The sequence below is a fragment of the Paenarthrobacter sp. DKR-5 genome, from assembly GCF_018531425.1.
In the GTDB taxonomy this organism is placed as follows: Bacteria; Actinomycetota; Actinomycetes; order Actinomycetales; family Micrococcaceae; genus DKR-5.
Genome location: NZ_JAHBOI010000001.1, coordinates 64,933 through 82,401, shown reverse-complemented (window position 1 = coordinate 82,401; position 17,469 = coordinate 64,933). Strand labels below are relative to the sequence as shown.

At 67.9% G+C, this 17,469-nt stretch carries 18 protein-coding genes; 9 read left to right on the top strand and 9 right to left on the bottom strand.

The features are described 5' to 3' along the window. Nucleotides 1-26: 26 nt before the first annotated feature. The 4 genes from KIH31_RS00380 to KIH31_RS18260 form a co-directional block, all read right to left on the bottom strand. Nucleotides 27-1,019 carry a pilus assembly protein TadG-related protein gene (locus tag KIH31_RS00380; protein ID WP_214425095.1) on the bottom strand — a complete coding sequence of 331 codons (993 nt, stop codon included), beginning with the start codon at nt 1,017-1,019 and terminating at the stop codon, nt 27-29. Next, nucleotides 1,007-1,381: a TadE/TadG family type IV pilus assembly protein gene (locus KIH31_RS00375; RefSeq protein WP_214425094.1), complete on the bottom strand. Its 375-nt coding sequence runs from the start codon at nt 1,379-1,381 to the stop codon at nt 1,007-1,009. The genes KIH31_RS00380 and KIH31_RS00375 overlap by 13 nt, the downstream gene beginning before the upstream one ends. Nucleotides 1,382-1,491: 110 nt before the next feature. Continuing rightward, nucleotides 1,492-1,689 carry a Flp family type IVb pilin gene (locus tag KIH31_RS00370; RefSeq protein WP_214425093.1) on the bottom strand — a complete coding sequence of 66 codons (198 nt, stop codon included), beginning with the start codon at nt 1,687-1,689 and terminating at the stop codon, nt 1,492-1,494. 290 nt (nt 1,690-1,979) lie between these two features. Then, nucleotides 1,980-2,627, bottom strand: a complete 648-nt coding sequence (locus KIH31_RS18260; protein WP_214425092.1) for an A24 family peptidase — start codon at nt 2,625-2,627, stop codon at nt 1,980-1,982. 317 nt (nt 2,628-2,944) lie between these two features. Here KIH31_RS18260 and rplM point away from each other — a divergent pair, with 317 nt between their 5' ends. The 3 genes from rplM (at nt 2,945) to glmM (ending at nt 5,497) form a co-directional block, all read left to right on the top strand. Further along, complete coding sequence (gene rplM, locus KIH31_RS00360) at nt 2,945-3,388, top strand: 50S ribosomal protein L13 (protein WP_214425091.1); 444 nt, start codon at nt 2,945-2,947, stop codon at nt 3,386-3,388. Nucleotides 3,389-3,425: 37 nt separating this feature from the next. Continuing rightward, complete coding sequence (rpsI, locus tag KIH31_RS00355; protein ID WP_214425090.1) at nt 3,426-3,932, top strand: 30S ribosomal protein S9; 507 nt, start codon at nt 3,426-3,428, stop codon at nt 3,930-3,932. A 218-nt stretch (nt 3,933-4,150) separates the two neighbouring features. Further along, nucleotides 4,151-5,497, top strand: coding sequence for a phosphoglucosamine mutase (gene glmM, locus KIH31_RS00350; RefSeq protein ID WP_214425089.1), 1,347 nt, complete (start codon nt 4,151-4,153; stop codon nt 5,495-5,497). Nucleotides 5,498-5,524: 27 nt separating this feature from the next. Here the strand turns inward: glmM and mscL are convergent, their stop codons facing one another. The 3 genes from mscL to coaA form a co-directional block, all read right to left on the bottom strand. Next, a complete protein-coding gene (mscL, locus tag KIH31_RS00345; RefSeq protein WP_214425088.1) occupies nt 5,525-5,908 on the bottom strand; it encodes a large conductance mechanosensitive channel protein MscL in 384 nt (127 codons plus the stop codon). A 68-nt stretch (nt 5,909-5,976) separates the two neighbouring features. Further along, a complete protein-coding gene (locus KIH31_RS00340; protein ID WP_307857486.1) occupies nt 5,977-6,849 on the bottom strand; it encodes a M15 family metallopeptidase in 873 nt (290 codons plus the stop codon). A 29-nt stretch (nt 6,850-6,878) separates the two neighbouring features. Then, nucleotides 6,879-7,844 (bottom strand): type I pantothenate kinase, encoded by a 966-nt coding sequence (gene coaA / locus KIH31_RS00335; RefSeq protein ID WP_307857485.1) that lies wholly within the window; start codon nt 7,842-7,844, stop codon nt 6,879-6,881. A 73-nt stretch (nt 7,845-7,917) separates the two neighbouring features. Between coaA and glmS the strand changes: the two genes are divergently transcribed. From glmS to KIH31_RS00310, 5 genes are all read left to right on the top strand, one after another. After that, nucleotides 7,918-9,801: a glutamine--fructose-6-phosphate transaminase (isomerizing) gene (glmS, locus tag KIH31_RS00330; RefSeq protein ID WP_214425086.1), complete on the top strand. Its 1,884-nt coding sequence runs from the start codon at nt 7,918-7,920 to the stop codon at nt 9,799-9,801. Nucleotides 9,802-9,812: 11 nt separating this feature from the next. Continuing rightward, nucleotides 9,813-10,178 (top strand): holo-ACP synthase, encoded by a 366-nt coding sequence (locus KIH31_RS00325; protein ID WP_214425085.1) that lies wholly within the window; start codon nt 9,813-9,815, stop codon nt 10,176-10,178. 6 nt (nt 10,179-10,184) lie between these two features. Beyond that, entirely contained in the window at nt 10,185-11,801 is a 1,617-nt protein-coding gene (locus KIH31_RS00320) for an NAD(P)H-hydrate dehydratase (protein ID WP_214425084.1), read from the top strand. Further along, nucleotides 11,791-12,837: an L-glyceraldehyde 3-phosphate reductase gene (gene mgrA / locus KIH31_RS00315; protein ID WP_214425083.1), complete on the top strand. Its 1,047-nt coding sequence runs from the start codon at nt 11,791-11,793 to the stop codon at nt 12,835-12,837. Before KIH31_RS00320 ends, mgrA begins: the two co-directional genes overlap by 11 nt. Nucleotides 12,838-12,942: 105 nt before the next feature. Continuing rightward, complete coding sequence (locus KIH31_RS00310) at nt 12,943-14,028, top strand: inositol-3-phosphate synthase (RefSeq protein ID WP_214425082.1); 1,086 nt, start codon at nt 12,943-12,945, stop codon at nt 14,026-14,028. Between the two features lie 114 nt (nt 14,029-14,142). On the opposite strand, the gene KIH31_RS00305 is transcribed toward KIH31_RS00310, so the two are convergent. After that, a complete protein-coding gene (locus tag KIH31_RS00305; protein WP_307857484.1) occupies nt 14,143-14,907 on the bottom strand; it encodes a phosphatase in 765 nt (254 codons plus the stop codon). Nucleotides 14,908-14,944: 37 nt separating this feature from the next. After that, the gene (gene mshA / locus KIH31_RS00300; RefSeq protein ID WP_214425080.1) at nt 14,945-16,192 is read right to left on the bottom strand and encodes a D-inositol-3-phosphate glycosyltransferase; all 1,248 of its coding nucleotides are present in this window, start codon (nt 16,190-16,192) and stop codon (nt 14,945-14,947) included. Between the two features lie 174 nt (nt 16,193-16,366). On the opposite strand from mshA, the gene KIH31_RS00295 reads away from it, so the two are divergent. After that, a complete protein-coding gene (locus KIH31_RS00295) occupies nt 16,367-17,467 on the top strand; it encodes a carbohydrate kinase family protein (protein ID WP_214425079.1) in 1,101 nt (366 codons plus the stop codon). The last annotated feature ends 2 nt before the right edge of the window (nt 17,468-17,469 follow it).

Below are 17,469 nucleotides of genomic sequence, written 5' to 3'. Positions count from 1 at the left end.
TTCTGAACCGGGGTGCCCGAGAGGGGCTACTTGACGAGGTAGGCGACGTTGGCGCCGTTGTTGGGGCCTCCGGGGGTGTAATCCGGGTCGAGCGTGACGTAGTGGACGAACTGGCCGATGATGCCGTTGCAGCTCCCGGTGCAACTCGGGGTGCCGGTGTTGTGGAAATTGCGGCCGCCGGAGAAGCTCCAGCCGAGGACGCGGAAAGCGACGAAGCTGCTGATGGTGTACGTGGCGTTGGTGCCGGACCCGGTGTAGTTGCTGTAGATCGGCAGTATGGCGATGGCAGGCTGCCCGGCGAGGATCTCCGTCTTCCAGGTCGCAAGGACGGCATCGCAGTTGCCGGTGCCGGGGAAGGCGACACCAGTGTTTCCGCTGGTGGTACTTCCAACCGTCACATCACTTGAGCAAGTGCCTGAGGTCTGGTCTAGCCAGCCAAACTGGCCGGGTGCGTTCTGGCCGGAAGGGTTGTGGTTGTCGCAGCCGCCGGTGTGGATGTCGAGGACCTGGGGTGAGCCGTCGAGGTTGAAGGCGCAGGCCTCAAAGACGAGGGGGAAGGCTGTGGGTCCCGAGCTCGGGCCGCCCCAGGTGGCCGTAGCAGTCGCAGGAACACCAATGCGGTCGATGCCGAAAATCTTTGCAAAGAAGAGCCCGACGCCGGTGCCACCGGCGTCCGCGGCTTGTACGGATGTCTGCACCGTGTTAGCCGTCGGGAATGTCGGCGGGGCGACCTGCGTGATTCCGGTGTTGGCGTTGCCGTTTGCATAGGTTTGTGCCGTGGAGGTGGCATTTGCGGAGCAGGCGCCGGTTCCGTTCTTGGCGCAGTCCTGGGCGACGGCTAGAGCCGCGGCGTCCGCCCCGTTCTGCACCTGCGCCCGGGCTGCGTAGATCGCGCCGACGTCAACGGCGATGGCGCCGCAGCCAAGCAGCGAGACCATCACGAGGGCTGCCGTGATGGCGACGGCGCCGCGCTCGTCGCGCCGAGACAGTGTCCGGAACCGAGCGATTAGCCGCCGCATCTCATCGCCCCCACCCCGGTCAGATTCATGGACGAACCGAACAAGCCGGTTAGAGTCGGCATGGTGTAGGTGATGGTGGCAGTCATCTCGGAACCAGCCGCACAAGCCGGCGAGCTGAAGCTCACGCTGCCGATCGCCGGCGAGAGACCAGGGGATCCTTTGACAGCAGCCAGAGTGGCTGCTCCCTGATCATTCTCGACGGCCATGGTGCGCGCCGCTTCCCGGGCGGCCTGGGTGAGGCTGATCTGGGTGTTGAAGACATGGGCAAATTCGATGATGCCCACGAGAAGCAGGAGGAGCACGGGGACGACGAGCGCGAACTCGACGGCGGCGGCACCCCGCTCGGACTTTCTGTGTTTCATTGAGTCCCCCCGAGAGACCAGATAGGTGCTAAGACCAGAAGCCGAAGAGGCTGGAACCTGACATTGCGGGGGCGGCCGTAAGGCCGGCCGCCCCCAAGGAGGTCAACGGCTTATTTGAAGCCGTTGGTCACGGCGGTGCCGAGGTTGCTGAAGAAGCCGTTCAGGGCGCCTCCGAATGCGGTGACGCCAACGACAATGCCCAGGGCGATCAGCGCGACGAGCAAGCTGTACTCGGTGGCGGTGGCGCCCTCTTCGTCGCGGTTGAAGCGGTTCAGGAAGGACTGGAAGGAGACCAGGAAACGAGACATTTGATTTCTTCTTTCGTGAAGGTGGATCCGTTGACAAGTGCATCGGAATCACCCCGGTGAGAAATTTCGTCCCCAGCTGACGGAATTCCGATGGGAAAGGTTTATCGGTTTTCGTTCCCGCCAAACAATGCGTAGCAGTACGCTACTTTGCGCTTGCAGCCCCAAATCACATACGTGGGTTTCTGGGGCAGGTGTACTCACTTGGACGCAGGAACTACTTGCCCGCTTCGTTTATGTACTTGGTGCACAGGGTGGAGGCCCGCACTCAACAAGTCCGTGTTGAGTAGGGTCTAGCCGAGCAGAATGGCAAGCACCGTGCCGGCGAGCATCGACGGCCCGAAGGGCACTTTGGCCTTGCGTCCCGCCTTTCCAGCCAGAACGAGGGCCAGGGAGACGGCGCCGCCGGCGAGGAAGCCAAGCAGGACGGCGAGGCCGAGGGCGTTCCAGCCCAAGTACCCTGAGTACAAACCCACCGTCGGAGCGAGTTTGACGTCGCCCATGCCGATACTGCGCGGGGAAATCAGCCTCAGGATTACATAAAGAATCAAGAGCAGGGAAGCGCCGGCTAAAGCGCGGATCAAATTGCTAAGTTCCCCGCGCAGAATTGCTGCGAAACTGAAAAGTACTAAGCCTGCGATGAAAACAAAACCGGAAATTCGGTTCGGCAGCAATTTGCTGTGCAGGTCGATCCTGGACAGCACGGCCGTGCCGGTGGCGAGGACCACGTAAGCGGCGAGGGCCGGAGTCGGGCCCGTCCGGAGGGCGAGGAGGGCGGCGAGCACGGCTGCGGCAGCCGCCGTCGTCCACTGCAGAGCCCGGCCGGCCGCGTACGGCACAGCAGGCGCGTACCGCGGCACCAGGACTTCGGCCGACAGGGCGGCGGCCAGGGCGGCAACAGCGGCGACGACGCATGTGACGGCCAAGCCAAAAGGTTCCACGCTTGCACCCTATGGTCTCCCGCGTCCGCCGGGGGCGCTCCCGCCCCTGCTAGCCTTCAGGTGTGTCGCAATCTGCGCGGCCCGCCATTTTGACCCCGGCGGCGCGATCACGCTACTCTAGATAGTCGTTGTGCGTGTCCTTTCTTGATACCGCGTGCCCGCTTGAAGGTTCAGTTGCAGAACCATGATTCAGCAGGCGCAGTCGAGACTATGGGATGACTGGTTGTATAGAGTCCTCACCTCTGTTCCGGTAGCGCATAGATAACGGGCGGAGCCCCAAACTCCGCCGCCCAGAACACGAAACGAAGGCAAAAACCGTGCGTACGTACACCCCGAAGCCCGGCGACATCAACCGCCAGTGGCACGTCATTGACGCCACCGACGTTGTCCTAGGCCGTCTTGCCAGCCAGACCGCAACACTGCTGCGCGGAAAGCACAAGCCGACCTTTGCATCGCATATCGACACTGGTGACTTCGTCATCATCATCAACGCCGAGAAGGTTGCCCTGACGGGTGCCAAGCTCGAGCAGAAGCGTGCCTACCGCCACTCGGGTTACCCGGGCGGCCTGACCTCCGTCAACTACGCAGAGCTCCTGGAGAAGAACCCGGTGCGCGCAGTTGAGAAGGCCATCAAGGGCATGCTGCCGAAGAACTCCCTGGCTGCCCAGCAGCTGACCAAGCTGAAGGTCTACCGCGGCGCGGAGCACCCGCACGCTGCCCAGCAGCCGAAGACGTTCGAAATCACCCAGGTCGCCCAGTAGTCCTGGCCACCAACCAACTTTTTATTCAAGGAGAATCGTGGCTCAGAACACTGAAGAGCTGAACGTCGCCGAGGGCGAGGAAGTCCTCACCAGCTACACCTCGGAAAGCGCCCCGGCCGCCGAGGCCGCCCCGAAGAAGGAGCGCCCGGCGCTGACCGTCCCGGGTGCTGCCGTCGGCCGCCGCAAGGAAGCCATCGCCCGCGTGCGCCTGGTTCCCGGCACCGGCAAGTGGACCATCAACGGCCGCGAGCTGGCGAACTACTTCCCGAACAAGCTGCACCAGCAGGAAGTCAACGAACCGTTCCGGGTTCTTGACCTCGAAGGTGCCTACGACGTCATCGCCCGTATCTCGGGTGGCGGGCCGTCCGGTCAGGCCGGTGCGCTGCGTCTGGGCATCGCTCGTTCGCTGAACGAGATCGACGCCGAGAACAACCGCCCGACCCTGAAGAAGGCTGGCTTCCTGTCCCGCGATGCACGCATCAAGGAACGCAAGAAGGCTGGTCTCAAGAAGGCCCGCAAGGCTCCGCAGTACTCCAAGCGCTAAACCCGCTTGCCCGCAAGGGGCTGCAGCGAAGGTCCGTCCGGATTCCGGGCGGACCTTCGTCCGTTTAAGCCTGTTTGTCGCCGCCCGTCAGCGTCCCCCGACTGTGCAGATGATGACCCCCTGAACGCCCCGGAGGCGGCATTATGTGCAAAGTCGCGGTGCGGCAAGGGATGCCACTACTGATCTCCGCTCCGCCGCGCCCCCGTATGATGGTGGGGATGTCTAGATTATTTGGAACCGACGGAGTGCGCGGGCTGGCGAACGAGCTGCTCACCGCTGAGTTGGCATTGAAGCTGTCCCAAGCCGCCGCTGTTGTCCTCGGACACGAGAAGGTGGAGACCGAGGGCAGGCCCAAAGCTGTCGTCGCCCGTGACCCCCGTGCCAGCGGCGAGTTCCTCAGCGCTGCCGTGGAGGCAGGCCTGGCCAGTTCCGGCGTGGACGTTTTCGACGCGGGCGTGCTGCCGACGCCGGCCCTCGCGTACCTGATCGCGGACCTCGACGCCGATTTCGGCGTGATGATCTCGGCGTCGCACAACCCGGCTCCGGACAACGGCATCAAGTTCTTCGCCCGCGGCGGCCGCAAGCTGCCCGACGAGGTCGAGGACGCCATCCAGGCGCAGCTCGAGCGCGAACCCGAGCGCCCCACGGGTGCCGGCGTGGGCCGTATCCAGCGCTTCGCGGACGCCGAGGACCGCTACATCCTGCACCTCGTCTCCAGCCTCCCGCACCGGCTGGAGGGCCTGAAGATCGTGCTCGACTGCGCGCACGGCGCTGCGAGCGGCTGCTCGCCGCAGGCGTTCAGCCTGGCCGGCGCCGACGTCGTCGTGATTGGCGCGGACCCGGACGGCTACAACATCAACGACGGAGTCGGCTCGACCCACCTGGACAAGCTGAAGCAGGCCGTCATCGAGAGCGGCGCCCACTTCGGCATCGCGCACGACGGCGACGCTGACCGCTGCCTGGCAGTGGACCACGCCGGCGAAGAGGTTGACGGCGACCAGATCATGGCGATCCTGGCGCTGGCGCTCAAGGGCGACGGCCGCCTCAAGGACAACGTGCTGGTGGCGACGGTGATGAGCAACCTCGGCTTGAAGCTCGCCCTGCGCGATTCCGGGATCGACATCCTCGAGACCGCTGTGGGGGACCGCTACGTGCTCGAGAAGATGGTGGAGGGCGGCTACTCGCTCGGCGGAGAGCAGTCCGGCCACGTGATCTTCTCCGACTACGCGACCACCGGGGACGGCCTGCTGACCGGACTGCAGCTGGCGGCCCAAGTGGCCCGCACGGGCAAGCCCCTCGCGGAGCTGGCAGCGCAGATGACGAAGTTGCCGCAGCTGATGATCAACGTCAAAGGCGTCGACAAGCAGCGCGCGGGCTCCGATGAGGAACTCCGCGCCGCCGTCGCCCGCGCGGAACAGGAACTCGGGGAGAGCGGCCGCGTGCTGCTGCGCCCGTCCGGCACCGAACCGTTGGTCCGCGTCATGGTTGAAGCCGGGGACATGGGCACGGCCGAGCGCATTGCCAAAGAGCTCGCGGGAGTGGTGGAAAGCCGGCTGGCGCTCTAAGCAGCGGCTGGCTTCACCTGTCCTGACCTACTCGACGCGCTGGCGCAGAGCGTCGCGGATTTCGGTGAGCAGGACCACCTGCGGGTCCGCCGCTTCTTCCTTCGGGCCGATGTCGAGCTTCCTGTTGCGCCGCGCGATGAAGATGTTCATCGGCATGACCACTGCGAAATAGACGGCCGCCGCGACCAGCAGGAAGTTCACCACCGCTGTCAGCAGCACGCCCAGTTTGACCGGACCGAACACGAGGAACTGGTCGAAGTTGGGCTGGCCGATGATGAGCGAAATGAAGGGCATGAGCACGCTCTTGACGAGCGCGTCGACGACGGCGCTGAATGCCGCGCCCATGATCACGGCGACGGCGAGGTCCAGCACGTTGCCCTTGATGATGAACTTCTTGAATCCACTAAGCATGCGTAACAACGTATCGCAGCTTGGTGACTGCCCGGTGAACCAGCCAGGGGCGGCGGGGGAGCGTGCTGTCAGAGGTAGCTGGGCGCCGGTGGCAGGCCGAAGTACTCCTCAAGCGTCGGGATCCGCCGGTGCACCATGTCCGTGGCGAGCTCGGAACCGACGTAGCGCAGGTGCCAGGACTCCGCGTAATAGCCGGTGATCCGGTCATGGCCGAGCAGGTAGCGGACGATGAATCCGTACCGATGGCCGTTGGCCGCTGCCCACACGGCCGCGGGGGAGGCGGCGAAGCAGGGCTGCAGCTCGCAGGCGCCGCCGTCGCCGATGTCCAGCGCCAGGCCCGTCTGGTGTTCCGAGAAGCCCGGCCGGGCGGAGGCCGTGTCGGCGCCGGCGACGCTGCCGTGGATGCGCAGCCAGCTGTTGTAGGTGGAAGCCTGGGTGGCGTAGGACCGGAAGCCGCTGAGCAGGGTCATGGCAACCCCGGCGCGCGCGGCGTCGGCAAACATCGATGCTGCGGCGGCAGCAGTCACCTTTCGCAGCAGCGTGTCAGCGGTGGCGCCGGCCAGCGCCGGCACCATCAGGTCGGACGGCTGGTAGGTGACGGGAGAGAGCCGGTGGTGCTTGTTGACGAGGACCCAGGGGCTGGACGGGTCGGTCAGCGGGAACTGGCGTTTGAGCTGCCGGGCGGGTGAGTCCACTGCCGGGGCGAGCGTGCCCGAGGCCGTCGCCGATGGAGCTGCCGTCGCCGTCGCGGAGGTGGCGCTGGTGGAGGGCGACGGCGACGGGGCAGCCGGTGACGCGGAAGCCGGCGACCCGGAAGACGACGCGGAAGCTGGCGGCGAAGCCTGCGGCGACGGGGAGCAGGCTCCAAGGCCCGCCAGGGCGGCCGCGGCGGCCGCAAGCCTGCCGAACTGCCGCCGGCCAGGCAGAGACAGGTCGTCCACAGCTTCCCCTCCCTACGGAAACTCCCGGCTCAAACCTTGCGCAGCAGCATGCGCCGGATGGAGTGGTCGGCGTCCTTGGTCAGCACCAGCTGGGCGCGGCCGCGCGTCGGGAGCACGTTGTGCACCAGGTTCGGCTCGTTGATGCGCTTCCAAATGTCCCTCGCGGTCTCCACGGCCTCGCCGTCCGAGAGTGCGGCATACCGGTGGAAGTAGGATTCCGGGTCCCGGAACGCACCGTAGCGCAGGGACTGGAACCGCTCGATGTACCACTGCTCAATGTAGGAGGTCTTGGCATCGACGTAGATCGAGAAATCGAAGAAGTCGCTCAGCGCCAGGCCGGCCCTTCCGTCCTGGCGGGTGCGCGCCGGTGCCAGCACGTTCAGGCCCTCGACGATGAGCACGTCCGGGCGGTGCACGACGACCTCCCTGCCGGGGACGATGTCGTAGGTCAGGTGGGAGTACCACGGTGCACGCACCTCTTCCACGCCGCTCTTGACCTCGCTCACAAAGCGCAGCAGCCGCCGCCGGTCGTACGATTCCGGAAACCCCTTGCGGTGCATCAGCCCGCGCCGCTCCAGCTCGGCGTTGGGGTACAGGAAGCCGTCCGTGGTGATTAACTGCACATTCGGCATGTCCGGCCAGCGCCGCAGCATCTCGCGGAGCACGCGCGAAATGGTCGACTTGCCCACCGCGACCGAGCCGGCGACACCGATGACGAACGGGGTTCGCTGGGTCTGCTCGCCGAGGAAGGTGGTGGTGGCGGCGTGCAGCTGGCCCGCCGCGGCCACGTAGAGGCCCAGCAGGCGCGACAACGGCAGGTAGACCTCGCGGACCTCCTTCATGTCCAGGGGGTCACCAAGGCCCCTCAGCCGGAGGATGTCTTCCTCGTTGAGGGGTTGCTCAATTTCCGCGGACAGTCGGGACCAGGTCTGCCGGTCCAGCTCGACGAACGGGGAAACCCCTTCGCCGTTGGCCTCATTGCGTAGCACGCTCACCCCCCGATTCTGCCAACTACGCACGTATCGGGGAAATGCAGTGCCCCCGGCAACACACGGTACGCTGGATGGCATGTGTGGAATCGTTGGATATGTTGGCCGGACCAAGGCCGGGGACGCTGCGTCAGACCACCAGCACGGAGCGCTGGATGTCGTCATTGAAGGCCTTCGCCGACTCGAATACCGGGGCTACGACTCCGCAGGTGTTGCCGTCATCAGCGATGGCCACGTGGAATCCCGCAAGAAGTCGGGAAAGCTGACCAACCTGTTGGCCGAGCTCGAGGCGGACCCGCTGCAGCCGGCGGTGGTTGGCATCGGCCATACCCGCTGGGCAACCCACGGCGGCCCGACCGACGGGAACGCCCACCCGCACCTCGCCGATGACGGCAAGCTCGCCGTCATCCACAACGGCATCATCGAGAACTTTGCGCCGCTGAAGGCCGAACTGCTGGGGAAGGGCTACCAGTTCAAGTCCGAGACGGACACCGAAGTGGCCGCTGTCCTGCTGGGCGACATCTACCGCAACCAGGTGCGCAACCTCTCCGAGGCCATGCAGCTGGCCTGCCAGCGGCTTGAGGGTGCTTTCACCCTGCTGGCGATCCACGCGGACCAGCCCGACGTCGTCGTCGCCGCCCGCCGCAACTCACCGCTCGTGGTGGGCCTGGGCGAGGGCGAGAACTTCCTCGGTTCGGACGTGTCCGGCTTCATCGACTACACCCGCCGCGCGGTGGAACTCGGCCAGGACCAGATCGTCACGATCACGCCTGACTCCGTGGAGATCACCGACTTCTTCGGCGCCCCTGCCCAGGGCCACGAATACAAGGTGGACTGGGACGCGACCGCGGCCAAGAAGGACGGCTACCCGTCCTTCATGGAGAAGGAAATCAACGAGCAGCCCCGCGCCGTGCGTGAGACCCTGCTGGGCCGCACGGACACCGACGGCAACCTCATGCTTGACGAACTGCGCATCGACGAGTCCGTGCTGCGGTCCGTGGACAAGATCATCGTCATCGCCTGCGGCACCGCGGCGTACGCCGGACAGGTGGCCCGCTATGCGATTGAGCACTGGTGCCGGGTCCCCACCGAGGTCGAGCTGGCGCACGAGTTCCGCTACCGCGACCCGATCGTGGACGAGAAGACCCTCGTGATTGCCATCTCGCAGTCCGGCGAGACGATGGACACCCTGATGGCCGTCCGCTACGCCCGCGAACAGGGCGCGAAGGTGCTGGCCATCTGCAACACGAACGGCTCCACCATTCCGCGCGAGTCCGACGCCGTGCTGTACACCCACGCCGGTCCGGAGATCGCCGTCGCCTCCACCAAGGCGTTCCTCGCCCAGATCACCGCGGCGTACCTGCTCGGTCTGTATCTGGCCCAGCTGCGCGGCAACAAGTACCGGGACGAGGTGGCCGACGTCCTCGAGGACCTCGGACGCATCCCGGACAAGATTCAGCAGATCCTGGACCGCGCGGACGAGGTCAAGAAGCTGGCCCGCGACTTCGTGGACGCCAAGTCCGTGCTGTTCCTGGGCCGCCATGTCGGCTTCCCTGTCGCCCTGGAGGGCGCCCTGAAGCTAAAGGAACTGGCCTACATCCACGCCGAGGGCTTCGCCGCCGGCGAGCTCAAGCACGGCCCGATCGCCCTGATCGAGGAGGGCCAGCCGGTCTTCGTGGTGGTGCCGTCCCCGCGCGGCCGCGATTCGCTGCACTCCAAGGTCGTCTCCAACATCCAGGAGATCCGGGCCCGCGGCGCTGTCACCATTGTGATCGCCGAGGAAGGCGACGAGGCGGTCAAGGACTACGCAAACCACGTCATCTACGTGCCGCAGACGCCCACCCTGCTGGCCCCGCTGCTGACCACCGTGCCGCTGCAGCTGTTCGCCTGCGAGCTCGCGAGCTCCAAGGGCTACGACGTGGACCAGCCGCGCAACCTGGCCAAGTCCGTCACGGTCGAGTAGCCGCCCGCGCCATGATCGTCGGAATCGGTGTCGACGTCGTCGACGTGCCGCGGTTCGGCCGCCAGCTGGACCGCACCCCCGGCCTGCTCACGCGCCTGTTCGTGCCCGCCGAGCAGGAGCTGAACCTGCGCTCCCTCGCGGCCCGGTTCGCGGCGAAGGAGGCGGTGGCCAAGGCCCTCGGCGCTCCGGCCGGGATGAACTGGCAGGACTGCTGGATCGGCGTCGATGACCACGGGGTCCCGCGCATCGAGGTGACCGGGACCGTGGCCGACGCAGCTCGCGCGAAGGGCGTGCGGCGCTGGCACCTCTCGCTCAGCCACGACGGCGACGTCGCCACGGCGATGGTTGTCGCCGAGGGCCGCGACGGCGGGCACTGACCCGCCATGATCCGCGCCTACACCGGTGCCCGGATCCGCGACACCGAGTCGCCGTTCCTGGCCGCCGGCCGCGGCGATGAACTGATGCAACGCGCGGCCCACGGGCTCGCGACGGCGTGTGCGCGGCTGCTGGGGGAGCGCGGCCGCGTCTACGGTTCCAGGGTGGTCCTGCTGGTCGGCGCCGGGAACAACGGCGGGGACGCCCTCTTCGCCGGGGCGGTGCTCGCCGGCCGCGGGGCCGCTGTTACCGCCGTGTGCACGGCGGACCGGCACCATGAGCCAGGGGCAGCGGCGCTGCGCCGGGCCGGTGGCCGCCTGGTGCCGCTCACGGAGGCCTCCGCCGCGCAGCTGGTGGGCGCGGCGTCGTCGGCGGACCTCGTGGTGGACGGCATCCTCGGCACCGGCGCGAAGGGCGGACTGCGCGGACTGGCCGCCGACTTTGCCCGCGGACTCTCTGCTGCAGGGACAAACCTGCTGGTGGCCTGCGACCTGCCGAGCGGCCTGGACGCCTCCACGGGCAGAGTCGACGGGCCGGTCCTGCACGCGGACGTCACGGTGACCTTCAGCGCCGCCAAGTCCGGGCTGCTGGCCGGTGCGGGTGCCCGCGCTGCCGGCTCGGTGGAAGTGGTGCCCATCGGTATCGAGGACTCCCTGCCGGCACCGGACCTGCGCCGGCTCGAGGGCAGTGACCTCGCCGCACTGTGGCCCTCGCCCGGGGCCGCGGACCACAAGTACTCACGCGGCGTCCTCGGCGTGGTGGCCGGGTCCGCCCAATACCCGGGGGCCGCGCTGCTGTGCACGGCAGCCGCGGTGGCTGCCGGCGCCGGGATGGTGCGCTACCTGGGCCCGCGCGAGGTCGCGCGGCTGATCAACCTGCGCACGCCGGAGGCGGTGTGCAGCGAGGGCGAAGTTGCTGACACCCGGGTCCAAGCGTGGCTGGCCGGCCCCGGGGCGACGGCGGACCGCGACCAGCTGCGGCGTGCCCGGGATGTCCTGGCCAGCGGGCTGCCCGCCGTCCTCGACGCCGGGGCGTTGGAGGCCGTGCCGGACCGGGTGGCCCCGCACGTGGTCCTGACGCCGCACGCCGGCGAGCTCGCCGTCTTCCTGACCAACCGCGGCGATGAAACCTCGCGTGAGGAGGTCGAGGCCGAGCCGCTGGAGTTCGCGCGCCGGGCTGCTGCCGCCTGCTCGGCCACGGTGCTGCTCAAGGGCGCGACGACGATCGTGGCCGCGCCGTCGGGCACCACCTTCAGCCAGGCGGAAGGTACCCCCTGGCTGGCGACGGCTGGCAGCGGCGACACGCTGGCCGGCATCCTGGGCGCCCTGGTGGCACACCCCGCGCCGGATGCCGTGTTCGAACGGCTTGGGATCGCGATGGAGGACAAGTGGGCCGCGATCGCCGCCATGGCCGCCTCGATCCACGGGCGCGCCGCTGCCCTGGCTGGGGCGCCGCTGCACGCCGGTGAACTGCCGGACCACCTGCGCGCGGTGCGGGAAAGCCTGGACCCGGCGCTAAGCCGCTGCGGGCCATCGGTTCCGCAAACTTCGGGTGGTCCGCACAGGGCCAGTTTGGCCGGCCGGCCGCCGCGCCGCCGGTGGCATGATGGGTTCCATGACCTATGAAGCCGCGGAAAACCGCTATGACTCCATGCCGTACCGCCGAGTGGGCCGCAGCGGCCTGCACCTGCCCGCCGTCTCGCTCGGGCTGTGGCACAACTTCGGCGACGACAAGCCCTTCGAGACCCAGCGGGCGATCCTGCGCCGCGCCTTCGACCTCGGTGTGACGCACTTCGACCTCGCCAACAACTACGGACCGCCCTACGGCAGCGCCGAAACCAACTTCGGGCGCCACTTTAAGGACGATTTCAAGCCGTACCGGGACGAGCTCGTCATCTCCTCCAAGGCCGGCTACGACATGTGGCCCGGACCCTACGGCAACTTCGGCTCGCGCAAGTACCTGCTCGCCAGCCTGGACCAGTCGCTGGAGCGGATGGGCCTGGACTACGTGGACATCTTCTACAGCCACCGGCCGGACCCGGACACCTCGCTGGAGGAGACCATGGGCGCGCTGGACACCGCAGTCCGCTCCGGCCGTGCGCTCTATGCCGGCATCTCGTCGTACTCGCCGGAGAAGACCATCGAAGCGGCCCGGATCCTGCAGGACCTCGGCACCCCGCTGCTGATCCACCAGCCCTCCTACTCGATGCTGAACCGCTGGACCGAGAACGGGGACCCGAACCTGTACCAGGCGCTCGAGCAGGTCGGAGCGGGCTGCGTCGCGTTCTCCCCGCTGGCGCAGGGCCTGCTGACGGACCGCTACCTCAACGGCGTGCCGGAGGATTCCCGCGCCGCGGCAGGCAAGTCGCTGGACACCGCGCAGCTCTCCGACGAGAACCTGCGCCGCATCCGCGGGCTGAACGAGATCGCCCGGTCCCGCGGCCAGTCGCTGGCGCAGATGGCCATCGCCTGGATCCTGCGCCCGCAGGGCACCGGCGGGGGAGTGACCTCCGCGCTCGTCGGAGCTTCCAGCGTCCGCCAGCTCGAAGACACGTTGGCGGCGGTGAACAACCTGGAGTTCAGCCAGGAGGAGCTGCACCGGATCGACGAATTCGCGGTCGAGTCCGACATCAACCTGTGGGCCAAGGCCCTCGAAGCCTGACGGCGGCTGCCGGACGGCGGAAGCCTGACGACGTCATAAAGCGGGGTCCCGGAATGAACCGGGGCCCCGCTGTCTTGTACCAGTCAACCAACCCAAAGGAGTGCTGTGTCTTCTCATCCCATCCGCGTCGCCATCGTCGGGGTCGGCAACTGCGCCGCATCCCTCGTCCAAGGCGTGGAGTACTACCGCAATGCCGACCCTGCTTCCACCGTTCCGGGTCTGATGCACGTCCAGTTCGGCGACTACCACGTCGGTGACGTCGAGTTTGTGGCGGCGTTCGACGTCGACACCAAGAAGGTGGGCCTGGACCTCGCCGACGCGATCGGCGCCAGCGAAAACAACACCATCAAGATCGCCGACGTCCCGCGCAAGGATGTTCCGGTGCTGCGCGGGCCGACCCTGGACGGCCTCGGCAAGTACTACCGGCTGACCATTGAGGAGTCGCCCGAGGAACCGGTCGACGTCGTGGAGACGCTCAAGGCGGCCAAGGTCGACGTCGTCGTCTGCTACCTGCCGGTCGGCTCCGAGGACGCCGCGAAGTTCTACGCCCAGGCCGCGATCGACGCCGGCGCCGCGTTCGTCAACGCGCTGCCGGTCTTCATTGCCGGCACCAAGGAATGGGCGGACAAGTTCACCGCCGCGGGCATCCCGATCGTGGGCGACGACATCAAGAGCCAGATCGGTGCGACCATCACGCACCGGGTGATGGCGAAGCTGTTCGAGGACCGCGGTGTGGTGCTGGACCGCACCTACCAGCTCAACGTCGGCGGCAACATGGACTTCAAGAACATGCTTGAACGCGAGCGGCTCGAGTCGAAGAAGATCTCTAAGACCCAGGCGGTCACCTCCAACGTCGAGGCGGAGCTGGAGGCCCGCGATGTGCACATCGGCCCCAGCGACTACGTCGAATGGCTCGACGACCGCAAATGGGCGTTCGTGCGCCTGGAGGGCCGGAACTTCGGAGACGCCCCGGTGTCGCTGGAGTACAAGCTGGAGGTATGGGACTCACCCAATTCCGCCGGGGTCATCATCGACGCGGTCCGAGCCGCGAAGATCGCCCTGGACCGCGGCATCGGCGGCCCGATCCTCTCGGCGTCGAGCTACTTCATGAAGTCGCCGCCGGAGCAGCACGACGACGACACCGCGCGTGAGCTCGTGGAGAAGTTCATCCGCGGCGAGGTCGAGCGCTAAACGCACCGCAGGACCAGTACTGCCCCGACCAGCGCTGCGCCGAGCGGCCAGTTGCGGCGGGCTCCCGACCAGGAAGCCCGCCACGACTGGCCGCTCGCGCTGTCTGCGGAGAACCTACTGGAGCCCGGCGCGGTCGAGGATGAAGTCGACCATCGGGGCGTACAGCCCGGGCGTGACGTTGTCGTCCAGCGGAACCGCCACCTGGAGTTGGCCTTGTTCCTCGGAAACGAACAACCCGGGGTCGTTGCAGTCCGCGATCCCGATCGTGTCGATCCCCTCGCTCGCTGCGAACCCGGCCCAGCCGTGGTCGGCGACCACCAGGTCCGGTGCGTCGTGGCCCTCGTCGCCCAGATGGGCAAGCGAAACCCGCATCGGCTCGGCGAAGTGGGTGTGCATGAGGTTTCCGTGCTGGTGCCACATCAGCACGTCGCTGATCTGCCGGATGTCCCCGGCGAGGAACCGGTTGCCTTCCCGCAGGGCGAGCACGTCGGCGCCGGCCTCCCGCAGGGCCGCGGCCAGCCGCGCGTACACGGGGAAGAGGCCGCCCGGATGGCCGGTGGCGAACAGCACGCGCTGCCGGTCCCGCGCCGCCTTGCCCAGCCGAACCGCGTAACGCTCCAGTGCGGCCACGGCGAGGCCGGAGTCGATGGTGTCCTGTCCGGTGCGGTGGTCCAGGTCCGGGCTCGTGCCGGCCCTGCGGTGCATCAGGTCCGCAACCTCTTCGAAGGTCCAGTCCCGCGTCCAGCGCACCCCGAAGTGCAGGTGCTCATTGCCTTCGACGAACCCTTGGAAGTTCGCAAGGTTGTTTTCGCGGGTCGTGGCGACCTGGCCGGTGATCCGGACCCGGTCGAGGTATTCGGCGAGTTCTGTAGCGTGCACGGCTTCCAGTCTACCGAGCGCACACCGGACGCTGCCGCTACCGGGGCGTCGTCGCCGGGCTGTAGGTCTCCACCGCCCGCTGGTAACTGGACACCGTGCGCGCGGCGGTTCGCTGCCAGCCGAATGCCTGGGCATGGATCGACGCCGCCCGGCCCATGTCGTCGCGGGTCCGCTCGTCGTCGTACAGCGCCTCGAGCGCATCGGCCCACGCAGCTGCCCGGTGCCCGGGGACCAGCAGGCCGGTCCGGCCATCGCTCACCGCGTTGGTCAGTCCTCCGACCCTGGTGGCCACCACGGGCGTCCCGCAGGCCTGGGCCTCAAGGGCCACCAGTCCGAAGGACTCGCTGTAGGAGGGCATGGCCACCACATCCGCGGAGCGGTACCAGTGCGCGAGCTGTTCGGCGCCCACCGGCGGGTGCAGGTGCACCACGTCACTGAGACCGTGGCTCTGCACCATGCCGGCCAGGTCCAGTGTGCGGGTGCCGCTGCCGGCACCGATGATGCTGACCCGCAGCGGCAGCTCAGGCCGACGCCGGCGCAGCTCCGCGACGGCGTCGATCAGCACCTGCGGGCCCTTCAGCCGCTGGATGCGCCCGACGAACAGGATGTGAAACTCCGTGGGTGCGATCCCGGTGGCCGCGCGGGAAAGGGTCCGGAACGCGGGTTTGAAGGTCTTCAGGTCCACCCCGGGCGGGACGACGTCGATGCGCGCCGGCGCGGCGTCGTAATGGGAGCGCAGTTCCTCGGCCTCGGTGAGGGTGTTCGCCACCAGGCGGGTGGCGGCGTCGGCGATCCGGCGCTCGCCGTCCACCCGGTTGGCCGGCTCGGCGGTTTCGCCCGAATGCAGGTGCAGGTTCTTGACCTTGGCCATCGTGTGCATGGTGTGCACCAGAGGCACCTCCCACAGCCGGGACAGCTCGATGCCGGCCAGTCCTGAGACCCAGTAGTGCGAGTGGATCACGTCCGGGTGGATACCGGCCGCGCGGGTCACCTCGTCGATCCCGTGCACGAATTCCGGCAGCAGCGCCGGCAGCTGCTCCTTGGCCAGCCGCCCGGGCTTCCCGCCGGGAATGTTGTGGACGACGACGCCGGGCGCCAGCGGCTGTGCGGCCGGCTGATCGGCGGAGGTGCTGCGGGTGAAGATGTCCACGGCGATCGAGTCGTCCGCCAGGGCCGCGGCGAGCGAGCGGATGTACACGTTCATGCCGCCGGCGTCCCCCGCACCCGGCTGTTCCAGGGGCGAGGTATGCAGCGAGAGCATCGCCACGCGTCGTATCTGGTGCACAGCAAAACACTACCCGCCATCCGTGCGTGCACCCGGCGTGCTCCCCGCCGGCCGAACGGCCAGCTGCGGCGGCCTGCGCGGGCTCCAGGTCGCCACGACTGGCCGCTCGGCAGCGGATGCGCCGCAGGGGAGGCACCGCAGACCGGAGGAGCGCCCTGGTTGTATCCTGCCTGTATGGGCGAAAAGCAGGGTTCTGCGGGCCGTTTCGACCCCCTCGCTTCGCTGCGCGGCGGCAATCCGGGCACGGCGCCGGACCTGCTGCTGTCCGGCTCGGTGTTCCTGGACATCATCTTCACCGGTCTGGAGGAGCTGCCGAGCCCCGGCACCGAAGTGTGGTCCGAGGGCATGGGGTCCTGCCCCGGCGGCGTCGCCAACCAGGCGATAGCCGCCAGCAGGCTGGGACTGCACACCTCGCTCGCCGCGGTGTTCGGCGACGACGGGTACGGGGACTACAACTGGAAGATCCTCCAGGACCAGGAAAACGTGGACCTTTCGCTCTCACGCCGGTGCGAGGGATGGCACTCCCCGGTGACAGTGTCGCTGTCCGTGCAGAAGGACCGGTCGATGGTCACCCACGGGCACCCCTCCCCGCTGAGCGCCTCGGAGCTGATCGGCGTGCCCCCGCACGCCCGTGCCGCCATCGTGTCGGTCGGGCCCGAGCTCGAACCGTGGGCGCAGACGGCGCGCAGCAACGGCACCAAGCTGTTCGGCGACGTCGGCTGGGACCCGACGGGGGAATGGTCGCCGACCGTGCTGGACGGCCTCGAGCATTTCCATTGCTTCATGCCCAACGCCGTCGAGGCCATGGCCTACACCCGGACCACCGACCCGTGGGCCGCCCTCTACGTGCTGGCGGAGAAGGTGCCGGTGGCCGTGGTGACCGCCGGGGCGCACGGCGCGCTCGCGGTGGATTCGGTGAGCGGCGAGGAGGAGTGGGTGCCCGCGCTGCCGGTGAACGCCTACGATCCCACCGGAGCGGGTGACTGCTTCGGCGCGGCCTTCATCGTCGGCTGCCTGGCGGGCTGGAAGCTGGCCGACAGGCTGAGCTTCGCCAACCTGTGCGCCTCGCTCTCGGTCCAGCAGGTCGGCGGCTCCCTCGCTGCGCCGGGCTGGGGCGACATCGCCGACTGGTGGCACCGGGTCTCCAGCTCCCGCAGCGGCCTGCGCAAGCAGTGGCTGCGGCGGTACGCGTTCCTCGAAGAGATCGTCTCCGATGTGCCCCCGGCAGCGGCCCGGCGCGCCGCCGCGACGATCGCCAACCAGTCGGACGCCTAAAC